This is a genomic window from Candidatus Wallbacteria bacterium (assembly GCA_028687545.1).
Classification (GTDB): domain Bacteria; phylum Muiribacteriota; class JAQTZZ01; order JAQTZZ01; family JAQTZZ01; genus JAQTZZ01.
In genome coordinates, this window is record JAQTZZ010000046.1 from 1 (window position 1) to 14,965 (window position 14,965).

Annotated in this window: 10 protein-coding genes; 4 read left to right on the forward strand and 6 right to left on the reverse strand. The window is 48.0% G+C overall.

All coding sequences use genetic code 11. The features are described 5' to 3' along the window. The coding region (locus PHW04_14910) for an adenylate/guanylate cyclase domain-containing protein (protein MDD2717179.1) at nt 1–739 on the forward strand (739 nt) is incomplete at its 5' end. 16 nt (nt 740–755) lie between these two features. Here the strand turns inward: PHW04_14910 and PHW04_14915 are convergent. The 5 genes from PHW04_14915 to PHW04_14935 form a co-directional block, all read right to left on the reverse strand. Next, nucleotides 756–1,526, reverse strand: a complete 771-nt coding sequence (locus PHW04_14915; GenBank protein ID MDD2717180.1) for a formylglycine-generating enzyme family protein — start codon at nt 1,524–1,526, stop codon at nt 756–758. 335 nt (nt 1,527–1,861) lie between these two features. Continuing rightward, nucleotides 1,862–3,361, reverse strand: coding sequence for a clostripain-related cysteine peptidase (locus PHW04_14920; GenBank protein MDD2717181.1), 1,500 nt, complete (start codon nt 3,359–3,361; stop codon nt 1,862–1,864). Further along, nucleotides 3,361–5,652 (reverse strand): clostripain-related cysteine peptidase, encoded by a 2,292-nt coding sequence (locus PHW04_14925; GenBank protein ID MDD2717182.1) that lies wholly within the window; start codon nt 5,650–5,652, stop codon nt 3,361–3,363. The genes PHW04_14920 and PHW04_14925 overlap by 1 nt, the downstream gene beginning before the upstream one ends. A gap of 143 nt (nt 5,653–5,795) precedes the next feature. Continuing rightward, nucleotides 5,796–7,778, reverse strand: a complete 1,983-nt coding sequence (locus PHW04_14930; protein ID MDD2717183.1) for a hypothetical protein — start codon at nt 7,776–7,778, stop codon at nt 5,796–5,798. A 102-nt stretch (nt 7,779–7,880) separates the two neighbouring features. Beyond that, nucleotides 7,881–9,488 (reverse strand): peptide-binding protein, encoded by a 1,608-nt coding sequence (locus PHW04_14935; GenBank protein ID MDD2717184.1) that lies wholly within the window; start codon nt 9,486–9,488, stop codon nt 7,881–7,883. 403 nt (nt 9,489–9,891) lie between these two features. On the opposite strand from PHW04_14935, the gene PHW04_14940 reads away from it, so the two are divergent. From PHW04_14940 to PHW04_14950, 3 genes are all read left to right on the forward strand, one after another. After that, nucleotides 9,892–11,481 carry an ABC transporter substrate-binding protein gene (locus PHW04_14940; GenBank protein ID MDD2717185.1) on the forward strand — a complete coding sequence of 530 codons (1,590 nt, stop codon included), beginning with the start codon at nt 9,892–9,894 and terminating at the stop codon, nt 11,479–11,481. A gap of 154 nt (nt 11,482–11,635) precedes the next feature. Further along, nucleotides 11,636–12,541, forward strand: coding sequence for a hypothetical protein (locus PHW04_14945; GenBank protein ID MDD2717186.1), 906 nt, complete (start codon nt 11,636–11,638; stop codon nt 12,539–12,541). Nucleotides 12,542–12,752: 211 nt separating this feature from the next. Next, nucleotides 12,753–13,622 carry a helix-hairpin-helix domain-containing protein gene (locus PHW04_14950; GenBank protein MDD2717187.1) on the forward strand — a complete coding sequence of 290 codons (870 nt, stop codon included), beginning with the start codon at nt 12,753–12,755 and terminating at the stop codon, nt 13,620–13,622. Between the two features lie 118 nt (nt 13,623–13,740). Here PHW04_14950 and PHW04_14955 read toward each other — a convergent pair whose 3' ends face one another. Continuing rightward, nucleotides 13,741–14,931, reverse strand: coding sequence for a hypothetical protein (locus tag PHW04_14955; protein MDD2717188.1), 1,191 nt, complete (start codon nt 14,929–14,931; stop codon nt 13,741–13,743). Nucleotides 14,932–14,965 lie beyond the last annotated feature (34 nt).

Genomic DNA, 14,965 nt, shown 5'->3' on the forward strand with positions numbered 1-14,965 from the left:
AGTCTGTTCGTTCTTTGCCCTGGCCGGGATTGTTGGTCTGGCTGCAGCCAATCGCGCCCGCCGCAATCTTGTGACACTCGCGCGCCTGCAGATGCTCCGCCAGTATGTGCATGAAGGAGCAGTTGAGCGGGTGCTTGATGAAAATGTCGACCAGGCGCTGGCTGTCGGAGGACGGAGTGTAGCGGTCACTATTCTCTCCAGTGATCTGCGGGGCTTTACTGCGATGAGTTCCGGGATGGCCCCTGAAACGGTCGTGGCACAGCTCAATGAATTCCATGGTGCAATGCTGGAGCAGGTAAAGCTCCATGGCGGTATTCTGGACAAGTTCATCGGCGACGGCATGCTGGCTGTTTTCGGCCTTTCCAGAAGCGATGCAATACCTTCTGCCGCCGCTTCAGCAGCCATTTCCTGCGCCAGAGGGATGATCACTGCCCTTGAAGAACTGAACAGGAAACGCTCAGCCCGTGGCGAAACTCCGCTAGCGATCGGCATCGGCATCCATAGCGGCCAAGTGGTTGCTGGAGCTATCGGTGCTCCAGGGCACCGCCTTGAGTTCACAGTCCTGGGTGACACCGTCAACACCGCTTCACGTCTGGAGTCCGCGACCAAGCAGCTCAAATCACCCATCGCGGTATCAGGGGACACAGCCTTTCTCGCAGGCATCTCCAACCTGCGGCCGCTTGGCAAAGTGGAATTGCGGGGAAAGCCTGAGCCGATAGAGGTGTTCACAGTATCCTGACAGATCTCAAACAATATTAAGACTTCGCTTCAGGAAGATAAACCAGCCTTAACCCGTACATCTGGCTCCAGACGCGGGCAGGGGAATGGTTCCTGAGCTGGGCTCTGCAGAAGTACGGATAACACCAGAAAGAGCCGCCCCGCAGGACTTTGTCGATCCCGGCAGCCTGGTTGAGCGGGTTTTCCACAGGCGATCTCTGGTAATAGTCGGCTTCGAAGCTGTCCCGGCACCATTCCCAGACATTGCCAAGCATGTCATAGAGACCCCAGGGATTGGGTTTCTTCAATCCTACCGGATGAGTCCGGTTTTGACCGTTGTCGTAATACCAGAGATAATCAGGCTCCGCGAAAGTTCCCCACCAGTAACGTGAATCAGTACCCGCCCTGGCTGCATATTCCCATTCCGCTTCAGTGGGGAGTCGGAAGATCCCGATTTTCCTGGACGTCAGGGTTCCGGCAAATTCGCAGCACTCGTCCCAGTTCACCTGCTCCACTGGAAGCGAATTTCCCTTGAAAAGCGAAGGGTTTGTACCCATCACTGCCTGCCACTGTCCCTGGGTGACTTCAAACTTTCCCAGATAAAAATCTTTAGAGATTTTCACCGTGTGCTGCGGGGTTTCCTCGCTGAGATCTGATTCCAGGCAGCCCATCTGGAATTCTCCTGCTCTGATCAGCACAAACTGCATCACAGCTCCGTCGATGTTTATTTCAAGGGTGGGTGGGCTTTCGGCTCCAGCCTGAAAAGGGAACAGAACTGACAGCAAAAGCAGAAGATTAATATAAAACAATTGTTCTCCATGCGCATCAAGTAAGGTTGTTTCATTATACTTCCAATCACATGGAGCTTCAACTTTTCGCCTGCACCTCAAGTGTCCATAAAATAAAAGGGAGAGCAGATCCGCTCTCCCAAGGGGAGGGTTAATTAAACTGATCAGAACATCAATTAATCGCCTTGATACTGGGGCTTACTGAAATATTTTGAGACCATGTTTCTTTTCTGTTGATTCTTCATACTGCCCGCCTCAATCCGCTTTCACAGATTCAGATAGTTGAATTATTGCCTGAACTTCAGTGCTTTTCCAGCTGCAGTCAGTGACAAATTGTGACAATTCATGAGATGATTCTATTCACCGACAGTCACATTCCGGACTGAGCTGAGTTCTCCCTGGGTGGTGGCTGCGCTGATTTCCAGCCTGATTACATGCCCAACGGGACAGTTTTTGGCAACTTGCGCCTTGAGCCCTTTGAGAGTTTCGGAACCGCCGGCTTCTATCCTGAGGATCGAACCGCCTGAAGCAGATGACAGTGAAAGATATTCGTCCTGGCAGAGCATTTTCACGATGATCTTTCCGCAGGCTGTGCTTCCAATATTGGAGAATCCGGCTGTCAGGTTGAGTTCGTCACCAGCGTCGATCCTGTATTCCCCGTTCTGGTCGCAGATATACAGCATGTCAAAGGACAGGGAAATCCCTTGCGGATGATACAGGCTGTCCAGAAATTCGTCCCAGCCTGAAATTTCCGAGAATTTGAGCTGCCTGTATGTTTCCCGGTTACCGTCCCAGTCAACCCTGGTCGGTATGTAAACCGAGAGGCCCGTAGCCCTGGACACACTCCCGCCGGTATTGCCATTGGAGATTATCGCGCCTTCGCTTCCTGATAAGGTTTTGAGCAGGTTTTCAGCCCTGATTTTAAGAGTACCGCTGGAGTCGGTTTTGAGGCAGACGGCGAAATCGCCCAGGTCTATATAGTCCCTGATCATGAATTCCTGGGAATGTTCGATCAATCCCTGAATCCGGTCGTTATAGAACGATGACGCGGTGAGGTCGGCAGTGAAATCATTCAAAGCCTTGATCATGCCTGGAAGTGCGCTGCTGTTTATTGCCGAAAGTGTCACTTCTGCAGAACCCTGGCTTCCACCGCTGTATGACTGCTGATAAAGCCTGACGATTTCCCCGGCCAGTTTGCCGGATTTGATTCCCGGTTCTGCCGTAATGGACGAGAGGATAAGGTCATAGGGCCAGCCTGCTACAGGGATGGTTTCTTCCGAACCGACTGTATAGTCCACATAGTCTCCGGTCTCACAGATCACTTCAGCCATGGCCATCAGGCAGGCGTCATAGCCGAGGATGTCGATTTTCCGGCCGATGTAATCATTCATTTTTTTGGAAAGCAGACCCAGCTGAGGCGTTGAGATGTGGCTGTTGTTATAGAAATCATAAGAAATACCTCTCAGGGGGTTGGCTGGATTTTTCCGCCAGCCGTCGCCATGATTCCAGATTACATAGAGATAGTGTTGAGCAGGGTAATTGTCTACGCTCCATTTGAAGAAATCAAAGGCCTGATTCCAGTCCCCCATGTCTAATTCAGGCAGTTTCTCAATTTCAGCAGTGCCACATCCGATCACCAGTCTGCGGGTGTTGTCAGGACCATAACCATCCTGGAGCACGACTATATTCAAAGCGCTGCTCCCGCCGACTTTCATCATTTCCTGCACATCCTTTTTTCCGGCACTGTCCAGATCATTGTCGCCATTCAGAAACACCATCACTGTCCAGGGTTTTTCAGCGAACAGCGGGACAGCTGCCAGGAAGAAAAACAAGCAAAATAATCCGAACTTGATCATTAACCCTCCTTGGGACGATTCAATCTGATTTCAAGAATTTTATCCAGGATCAACCGCTGATTGGCTGTTCCGCATTGCAGAGAGCCTGTGCTGTTTCCTGCGGCACTGGATGCGGCGATCGATTCAATCAGGGATTCTTCGCAGAATCCGGTTTCGGACCGATCAGGAGATAATTCCAGCCTGCTGAGATTTTTCAGCATTGAGGAAACGTCCGGCAACAACAGCCTGACTGCTTTTGACAGGATCAATATGCTGACTGTTTCAGATGAAAGTGTTTCCAGTCCAAAGGCTAAGTAAATCGTTTTATACGAACTTCCAGCGTGAAAAAGGCCGGCCGGATTTCCCCCAGTGTATCTGAAAACAACTTCAGCATTCGCTGATTCGATCTGGTCAGGACTTTGGGAGCCTGAAAGCGCACCTGAAATTCCGGAGAATTCATTGCAACCTGAGATGGCATTTTCTCCTGCATCATCAGAGAGGTATTTTGCACCCAGATATTCTTGGTAGAATGCGGTTGTCCCCTTGTACCTGCCCCAGTCCTGTCCGCATGCCAGCAGGGAGCCTCCTGCATCCAGATACTTTGTGAAAATGGCTAATTTAAGATCGACCAAGTCTGAGCCGCTTGTCTCAGCCAGGATCACAGCACCGCCTGTATATTTTCCAAGAGTATCAAAGGTTATTTTTCCATCGATAGAGGGGTCCCAGAGGTCGAATTTTATTCCTGCTGATGACAATGCGGCACGATAAACCGATGCAGGAACTGTATCCGACTTTTTCAGGATCAGCAGCACCCTGTTTTTCACAGCAAAACTGTGATGCACCCGCAGACTGTATTTTTCATGCATGACACGGCCATTGAACGACAAATCGATCCCGAACTTCAGATTTCCTTCAGGGCAGTCAGGAGCGATCCTGGCAGACAGGGATTCGCAGATAGCCTCTCCCCCTGCGGAAATCTCCAGATAGGTTTCTGAGTTTTGAATCACAGCCTCTGAGGAAGCTGAGAGCATTATTTTCAAGCTCGCAGCCTGCAGCCCCTTGTTGGAAAGCGTGATTTTGAATCTGACAGATTCGGAAGGCGCAACTGACCCGTCTCCATTTTCATCAATAAGCTCGATTTTATCGATCACAGGAATCGGAGATTTTGGATAATAAAGGGTCTCCAGGAATTCGTCCCAGAGTGTGTCCCCGCAGAATTTAAGATTTTTATAGGCTTTTTTATGTTTCTCATATTCGTCTCTGTCAGGCAGGTAAATAGAGAGTCCGGTTGCTTCTTCCACACCAGCTCCTGTATGACCAGAACAGATTATCAGCGGATACGGGCTGACCTCCAGTCCATGGATAAGGTCCAGATCTGTGCCCTGCAGATCCATATCAGCCACAGTCCCCATTTTTTTCACCACATCGCAAAGATCACGATACCAGAGATAAGCGAAACTCTGGGTTTGCGAAATCGCAATCCTGTAACGTTCTCCAAGATGAGGATTATTGATTAGCAAGGTCAGGAAGCTTTCAAATTTTCCTGCTGCATCAGTCAGTTTGCTGCAATCTACTGCCGACAAGGTAGCTTTCGCCTGTATGCTCTGGTAATACTCGGTGTTTTTCAGCACGCATTGGATGGAGATTGCTTCAGGCTCAGTTTCCGGATGCTCAACCAGCAGTGGAAAAATCATGTGATAGGGCCAGCTCCGGGCTGATTCGATTTCCTCTGAAAAGACTATGAAATCCGTATCTCCGGCCGTTTCCCAGGCCACCTCGAGGTTGGCCATCAGGCAGGCGTCATAACCAAGCACATCGATCTTGCGGCCGAGTATGCCATGCATGCCGCTGGAAAGCTCCCTGAGATCCGGGGTGCTCATGCAATGCCCGCTGGTGGCATCCAGGGAGATGTCGCGGGAAAACTTATTTTTCCCGCTCAGCCAGTCGATCCAGCCCATGCCATGGTCCCAGATGATATAGAAATAGTGCCTGGCCGGGTAATTCTGTACGCTCCATCTGAAGAAATTCAGCGCTTCGTGCCAGTCGCCCATGTCGATTTCGCCGACTGATTCGGTGATTAGACGGCCTTTTTCCACAAAATGCCGCTCAGTGTCACCGTTTCCGGCGTGATCCTGCAGGGCGACGAAATTCACCAGAGGTGTTGAACCGACCTTCATCAGATTTTTCAGGCTTTCGCCTGCCGCAAGGTCCAGGTCATTATCGCCGTTCAGAAAAAGCATCACAGTCCACTGTGATTCAGCCCGGCAGAGAGTCACTGAAATGAGAAAAAGAAGTACTGGAAGTCTAATCATGGTTCTAGTTAAAGATATCCTAAAACAGGCGTTCCACAAGCAAACAACCTGCAATAAAATTGTTACAGGGATTTTCTACAACAGCGGGAAATGGTATGTAACTGCGGAGCTGCAGAAGTATTGAAGAGCGATACCATGCCCTGTCAAAAGACCGGAACCAGCCTGCCCTCGTCAGTTAGATTCAGGCAGGTCCCGTCTGAGGATTCCAGCCTGATGAAACACCCATAGTCATTAGTCACTCCCATGCATCTGACCAGCAGCCGATTTTCTCCGACTTTGAGATGAGCCTGATATGGAGCAAACTGCGGGGAGGGCTCCCCTGGAGTGCAGGCAGAAATGAAGTGACCGCCATTGAACCAGGCCATTATTGAACTGCATCCGCAGGTATAGACATTCAGATTCCAGGGCTTCTCAGTGGTGATCGTTCGCAGCAGATATCTGGTTCTGCCTGCCTCTATAGAATTTTCACAGGGGCAGATTTCAGCCCAGTCTCTCAACTGCGAAGTTGCTGTCGCATCTTCGATTTTTTGCACTTCATCGGTAGTCAGGGATACTTCTTCTGTGAAATCCGTGTCATTGCAGGGATGATCAACTGATGCTGTCTGCCAGCGGCGCAGCCAGGGTTTGTGCAGCTCATCCAGGAGTTGTTTGCGATCAAAGCTGAAATCTCTATAGACAGCGTAGTTACCACAAAAATCCTGTGCAGACAGCGACAGACACGCACCAGGACCGCCCGCCGGATCGATGACCCAGCGGCCGATGCTGAAAATCGGAATTTTAACTTCCTGGGAATTTGAGTCGGAATCATGAAATATCAGGCACCCTGAAGATGATTTATAAAACCCCGCGTTTACTGCTCTAACCCCGCTCCCGCTTTTAACCGTTATAGTCCATTTATTGTCAAGGGATATGACCGGCATGGTCTGCCAGATGCTGGAGCTGTGCTTTGCCTGGTCCAGGAAAAAAAACTTGCTTCCTTTCAGCCAGAATGCGCTTTCAGGTGACCAGCAGGGTGTGAAATATCCGGGGAAATGTATGAACTTGCCGGTCAGGGACGATGGCGGATCTGCTACTGAAAAAAAACGGTTGAAATGGTCTATTCCCCAACTGTTCATGATATCGAAAACCCAGCTCGAATGATTGAGCCCGAAAGTATGTCCGAGTTCATGCAGTGAAATTCCCATGGAAGTAGAAGCCGCAGCCCAGAAAGTATCTTTGTAGCCGGATGTACTGTAGGGAAGAGAGTTCTGGTCATCGCGTTTAAAGATCCTGCATTCAGTACTCAAAGCTGTGGAGTCGGAAAAAACTTTCTGGACGTCCTGCAGCCTGCCCGGCCAGGTGAAAAGATCTGGGTGTGAATTCAGTGCGTAGTTCATGCCTCCGCGCGCAGAGTATGCCCTGAGCAGCCCGGACTGCTTGTCTATCCAGGCGAATGTAGTGAAAATCAGGGCATTGTATTTCTGGTTGCAAAGCTGTTTATCCAGTTCCTGACCAATTTCATAACTGAGATCCGTATCACAGAGTTTACGATAATATTCTACCGGATGGGAACCTTTCACTACTATTACCGGCACTTTTCCATCCTCTCCAATTTCCAAGTTGAAAGTGGCGCGGCCGTATCCCTGATCATTGAGACTTTCTGCTGTGAATGTCTGCATCAATTTCATCGCTGTATCGAGCTTATCCCGGAAATTTTGAGCGTCATGGCCGAGCGGTGTCTGGTATTCAGTGCTTCCTGAGGAATCGGTGAAGTAGATTACCGTGACCCTGTAAGGATTAGTCTGTGGGGTGTAAGTCAGATTCAAGGTCAGTTCAGCAGTTCCTGCTCGGATCAGAAGCCTGTTTTTACCCGGAACAAGCTCAGTGAGCGCTTTGAACTGCCCCTGGTATGCCTCAGCAGGCATTATGCGAGTTTCTCTGGTCGAGGATTGGTTGATCACTGTAACTGAATCAAGATCAATATTGGCCAGTATCCCTCTGAGCAGGGGAGCTGGAAAACGGATTTCTGTTCCGTCGGCATAGTTCGTAAGCACAATCGACGGTAGAACATTTGATTCAGATTCATGCAGCGCCCAGGCGCAGGGAGTGAACATTGATATGATCAGGATTACTGTGATTTTCCTCACTCTTCCCCCTTATCCTTTTTTAAAACTCGGCATGAGTATGTTCTAATGATGGCATACGAATTCAAGATACAGGAACCGGTTATTTTGACACGAACGCCAGACTTATTTATACTTCTGCAACTCCTCCGGCACATACCAGTGCCTGAAATTGTAAAAAATGCCGGCAGGAGCTGCTTCGATGCCGTGGAAGCGCTTGCTGACTGTAAAAATATCATCAGTGGAAAAGAGAAATGTGTATGGCTGGTCTTCATGAATGATAGCCTGGAGTTTGTAATAAATTTCCTTTAATTTAATCCTGTCAGGAGTGATTCGGCCAAGCTCACACAATCTGTCTACTTCAGGGTTACGGTAAGAAATGAAATTATCTCCTGAATATCCATTTTTTTCATCCGGTATTTGTGAAGAGTTCCATGTCTCAAATGGATCATAGAGCAGATTTCCCTGCAGCCAGCAGCCAATGTTGGCTTGAAAGTTATGATGATATTCCTGCTCTAAAAAGTTCGTCCATTCAAGCACTCGGATCTTGACTTCGATTCCCGCTACTTTCCAGCAGTCTCTTATGATGTCGGCCATCAGTTTGGCAGTGGGACTTGCATTGTAGATGGTAAGCTCCAGCGAAAATTTCATTCCATCACGCTCCAGGATCCCGTCCCTGTCTATGTCTTTCCACCCGGCTGCGGAAAGGATTTTCCCTGATAGTACTGGATCATAGGGATAGGGAGCGATCGACTTGTCGCAAGCCCAGCTGGTAGGCAGAAAATCAGTTGCAATAGGCTTTCCGAATCCATAGCGCACGTTGTCGATCATGCTCTGGCGGTCAATGGCGATTGTCAGGGCCTGCCGGATATTTCTGTCTTTCAGGATCGGGTGATCCAGGTTGTAAGCGATATAAAAATAGCTGAATGCCGGGCAGCTGTAAATGTTGAATTTATCGTGGAATTCCTTTGACTTGGCCTGTTTCGTATATTGATCAGGAGTGAGCGTCATCAAATCCAGTTCACCTCTCAGCAATGAAAGCAGGACTGCTGAGTCATCAGGAATGATTTTAAAGATCACCCGGTCCAGAAACGGCCTTCCTTCATGATAATCCTGATTTGCTACCAGTACGACCTGTTCGGCAGGCTGCCATTCCAGAAATTTGAACGGACCGGTTCCGATCGGGTGCCTGTTGTATTCAGAGGTCTTGAAATTTTCCCGCTCATAGATATGTTTGGGTATTATCTGTGAATCTATTTTCAATGGGATATCCTGAGTCGGGGTTTTCAGGATTACTTTAACTTCATGAGTGTTGACGACTTCGATTGTTTTCACTTCTGAAAAAGACCACCTGAGAGAGCTTCCTGATTCAGGGTCCATGATCTTTTCAATTGTGAACTTGACATCATCCGCTGAAAAGTTCACGCCATCATGCCAGCGGACACCTTTTTTCAGGTAAAAGGTGATTGCCATGTTATCAGCTGATACTTCCCAGGAATCAGCTAAGCAGGGAGACAGTTTCAGATCACCATTGACCTGGGTCAACGAGTCGAAAATTAAATTTATTACCTGATCAGAGCCGGTATCCTGCGATAACAGGGGATTGAGTGTAGCCGGATCGCTGAGTGCTTGTTCAATAATACTATCCCCGTATGACGGGGATAGTAAAATCTCACTGGTTTGCCCCTTTGTCATGATTTCATCCGTAGCGTTTGCCCAAAAGATCGGAAGCATCAGACAAATTGTAAGCAGTTTCAGGCCTGAAGCATTCATGTTCTTTCCCTTTCTGCTCAGTGAAAGCTGAGTATGACCTGTTTTTATTATATCAAAAATAACAGCTCGCATTTCGAGTTGGATTTTATTTGGAAAAAACAGTCTTTCGCCGCCACTTGCATAATACATCTTTTACTGAGCTTTTACCTGGTCAAAGAAACATTTTGAATTGCAATTTCATTCAGCAGTGCCGCTTACATTGACCAGTTAAAGATCATCGAAGACTGTTATCAGCCTGAGTTTACCCGCACGAAGGATGATTACAGGACTCGATCCCCTTGAGGGATTATTGATTGCAAAGATCAATAATCATTTGACGACCTTGAAACACGGGGTCATTCCAGCTTTGGTGTATAATGTAGAAATGAAATTTATGCTCATGATCTGCTCAGCACTGCTCTTAATCGGCTGCGGAATGGCTCATCAGAAACTTCAATTTTTAGGTACCACCGAAGTTTCGGAAAATTCTGCAGATCTGTCTCCGGCATATGGTGACTGTATCATTAACACTCTTTCCTCAAATCCGATTACTCTTAATCCCCTCACAGCTACTGAAGATGAAGCACAATGGGTAATCGGGCTGATGTTCAACGGACTCTTGAAAAAAGACCGCAACGAAGAGTGGACAGGGGATCTTGCCGAGCGCTGGGAACAGACTGCTGAAGGGAAAATCCTGACAATTCATCTGAAATCAGGTGTGAAATGGCATGATGGAATCGGATTCGATGCTTCTGACGTGATGTTCACCTATCAGAAAATCATGGATCAGAGCAGCGAGAGTTTCAACCAGATTAAAACAGTTGAGATTCTTGACCCTCTGACAATCAGGATCACTTATGACACTCCTTTGGTATCAGCTTTGTCCCAGTGGAGTTTCTGGATACTTCCCAGGCATTTGTTAGAGCAGGAAAACATGGATAGTCCCCGCTGGAACCGGGCTCCAATCGGCACAGGGCCATTCCGCTTTTCAGAGTGGATTCCTGATGAGCGCATTATTCTGACCGGCAATGACAGTTATTTCGATGGCCGTCCTTTTTTATCCCAGTACATCTTCCTCATCCAGCCGGACGAATCAATGAAATTCCTTGCCCTGAAGAAGGGAGAAATCGATGTTTTATGCCTGAACGGCGATCAGATCACAAAGCAGGCGGGTGAGGAAAGATTCAGGAATCGTTTCAATATTTATCAATTCCCGGTCAACAGCTTCTGTTCAATAGCTTATAACCTGGCTTTGTCGAAATATCAGGACAAAAGAGTACGCCAGGCTTTGACCATGGCGATCGACAGGGAACAGATTATCCGGGAAATCGAGTATGGTTACGGCCAAGTGCACAGCGGACCATTTTCCCGGACCTGCTGGGCCTATGATGAATCTGCGAACCCCCTTCCTCACGACCCTGCCAGAGCCAGGGCATTGCTGCTGGAATCCGGCTGGCAGGAGACTCAGGAAATTATCTTTTCCTATACAGCCAACGCAACAGTTAAACTGATCGCCGCCTTGGTGCAGAAGGGCTGGAATGATATCGGCCTGAAAGTCAGGGCTGAATGCCTGGCGTGGCCGGTACTCTGGGAAAAATTGCAGAAACGCGATTTTGAAGCTGGATTTTTTTCCTGGAGCGGTTTTGGTGATCCTGACGATTATTCGCTGATCTGGGAATCCGGGAATATCCCTGACAAGACCGGAAGCAATGGTTTCAACTTTTCATCCTATAAAAATCCTGAAGTGGACCGACTTTTTGAACTGGGCAGGATAACCATTGATCCGGCAAAACGGAAAGAAATTTACCAAAGAATTCACAAGTTGATCAATGACGATCAGCCATACACTTTTATCGAGAGCTACGAGGCGATCTGGGCGGTGGACAAGCGTTTCCACGGCATCGAACCGACCAGGAGAGGAATTTTCTACAACATCGAAAAATGGTATGTGCCTGCGGAGCTGCAGAAGTATTAAGTTGAATCAATCAGAAAGATTGTTGCAATCCGCGTTTCTGAAATCGAAAATTTTTACAACGCAATACAACTTTCGGAGCATATCCTGCCATTGTATTATTACTTTTAAGATCACAAGCTGACATGATCTTCATTCCAGACACTAAGGGGTAAGTATGAATAGAATCCTGATTTCTTTGAGTATGTTGCTGTATTGCCTGGCCTATGCTGGAACTCCGGAAACAGGAAACTGCATGGATGGAGATCGTCAGGCCAGGATCGTGTTTGTTTCCTTTCGCGACAACAATCACGAGATATACAGCATGAACGAGGACGGAAGCGATCAGACTAGACTTACCAGTACCAGCGCATCTGAGTGGGATCCCTGTTTTTCTCCGGACCAGAAATTGATCGCTTATGCGATCAATTATGTAAATGATGGAAAGAATTCTGAAATATACATTATGAACAGCGACGGCAGTGGAGTCCGGAAGCTTACAGATTTAACAACTGGTGTTTCTTCACCCAGATTCACTCCAGATGGAAAAAAGCTGATTTTCAGTGAAGACATGGATGGGAAAACCAATATTTTTGCCCTGCCTCTTGAAGGCGGCAAGCTCGAAAAAATCACGGATATTGAAAGCGAACTTGCCCAGCCTTCTTTTTCCCGGGATGGCAAAAAAGTTATTTTTCAATACAGGGGTTTTGCGGGTGAGAATGATTTATACATTGGTACTGTTATCTCAGATGGTTCGGGATTGCTAAAAATCCGTGATAGATCTTCATATCCCTGCTTTTCCCCGGATGGATCCAGGATTGCCTGCTTTGATTTCAGCAAGGGCCCTGATCAGACAGGATTCATTCTGATGGATTCAACTGGAAAAAATGAAAGCATGATGTTCAAGACATCAAATCCCGGTGGAATCTGCTTTTCTAGGGACGGCAGCCGCTTGATATTCTCCAATGCAGATTATGTACAGCATTTGCATGGAACCGGCGAAATTTATTCAATCAAGCTTGATGGAACTGACCTGAAAAAATTAACCTGCATTTCTGATAACCTGCTCCCTAACGCATACTGATAAGGGGAGGGTGCTTTAGTCCCTCTGCTTCTGGCGAAAAAGTGTGTCTTGAATTTCACACCACTCTTATCCAGAATCCCGTCTCCATCACAACCTTTCCAGGCATCATACTCCAGAAGTTTCAAGGCTGCTTGTTGATCAAAGAACAGGGGTGGGATTTTATTTTGCCAGCAACATAAATCTGTAATAAAATAGGTTTATTGGAGGGAAAATGAAATTTGTATTTTCAGTATTACTTTTCACTTTGAGCCTGTCCATAGCTCTGGCATCAGAGCAGCAGAATTTCCAACCTGAGAATTCATTCATACTGCGCAAGCCTCCAAAGCCACCGCTTCCTCCACCTCCTCCGCCTCCACCTCCGCTACCACATCCGCCATCTCCCTCTAACCTTCCGATTCTGCCCACGCCTTCGGATAATGATAATGATTCACAGCCCTCGGTTCAGCCTGCAGCGCACAATGAAAACAATGAGCCTGCGCAACCTTCAGAACAGCCTTCACAGCCTGAACCAGGCGACTCCCAGGTAAAACCTCCTGCACCCGGCCCTGATGCGCAGCCTTCACCTGTGAAACCGGACTCGAGTTCTGATCCGCAAGGGATGTCTGCTCCCCGGACAGACAGCTCTGAAAATTCGATCAACTCCGAGGTAGATCCGAAAAAAAACAATCCTGGTAGTCAACCGAAGCCCACTCGTATCATGAAAGCCAATGTCAATACAGCTTCAGAGGATGAACTTGCCGTTGTCCTACCCAGATCGCTGGCTGAAAAGATTCTGGCTTTCCGCGCGAGAAACGGCGGGATCGGGAGTCTTGATGAATTAAAGATAATCTTTGGCGAAAAAAACTACCAGCAGCTGGCCGGCCTTCTCACTATTGACGACAAAGACAGAAGTATCAGGCTCAGAGTTTCCGTTCTTACAAGATATGAACTCAAAATCCTGGGCATAGCCGACTCTGAAGCTGCAAAAATCCTGGATATGATTGAGATTAGCAGAAAGAAGGACAGGGAATACACGAAAAAGGATCTTGATGCGGAATTCCCAGCAGCTTCTGCGTCGCTCAAGGACTATCTTGTTCCATGATTCAAGGCAACCCGGCAGCAGGACAAGCGCGGCCTCGGCATCGAATTGTTAGATTACTGAATGAAAAAAAAAGGGGCCTTGGACAGCCCCGATGGAGGGAGTTTTGAAATTCAGTGTTTTATTTAGCGTGTTTATGGCTGCTCTTTTGGGCTTTCACCATCAGTTCAAGTAATTTTTCGGAATTTTTACAAATCCCTTGAAAATCATTTTGCGAGAATGCCTGTCCCACTGAATAGCCCTGCTGGAACGCCGCATAGGGCTTGTACACCTTAGCCAGGGCATAGTCCAGGACTTTTCCAGCCCCAATTCCAATGTCGGCCAGATCCTGATCTGTACCCAGTTCATGATGCGCTGTAGCAATTATGGCAGCGCAAACTTTTCCATTATTGTCATCGAGTTTTTCCAGGAATGTATCTGCAATTTCGATCAACTTATCAGCATCATTCGGGACTGGGTCTGCAGGCGTCCAGCAATGTGTGTTACCATCCGTAGCTCCGCCTGAAGTCCACCAGGTCCCAGAAAGATCTTCGGCAGTGGGTGGGTCGCTGTCAGGTTCATCGGGAGTGACGTCAGGTTCATCTGGAGTGACATCAGGCTCATCTGGAGTGACATCAGGCTCATCGGGAGTGACATCAGGCTCATCGGGAGTGACATCAGGTTCATCGGGAGTGACATCTGGCTCATCGGGAGTGACATCTGGCTCATCGGGAGTGACATCAGGTTCATCGGGAGTGACATCTGGCTCATCATCTCGAATTAGATCACCTTTCTGCATAGCCCGGCAGACAGCCATGTATTTATTGTTTCCTGACAAGCATGAAGCTTCAGCAGCGAAGCCAAAATAGCTGATCTCACCTGCTCCCCATTTCCAGGCCTTAACTGCAGTTTTAATTCCTTTCCGCAGATTCTTGCCAGACCAGCCCAATGCAATGGCACTTTCAATCGCAGGCCTGAGAATCGAGCTCTGGGTTTTGAAATCGCGATAGCTGGCCGGGGTCAGGATCAGCTTTCTGCCTTTCTGTGAAATAGCGAAGCAGACCACTGAAGATCTTAAATCATTTGCCTGTGCATTCCATGCCATTCTGGCCTGAATCAGTGAATTTTTCACCACTTCTTTGGCATTGATCTGGGTTACTGCCAGAACTTCGGCCATGTTCTGAAATCCGCAGGCCGTTGTTTCGCAGAATGAGCTTGTCAGGATCTTGCCGCCCTTGTCGGTTTCCACCTGTACTCCGATCACCCCGACCAACTTATCTTTTGATTTTGCATCTGCCGCTGAAACCATCAGTAAAACGAACAGGATTACCATGAACTACATACTCCATTTTCTTGACGAACATTCG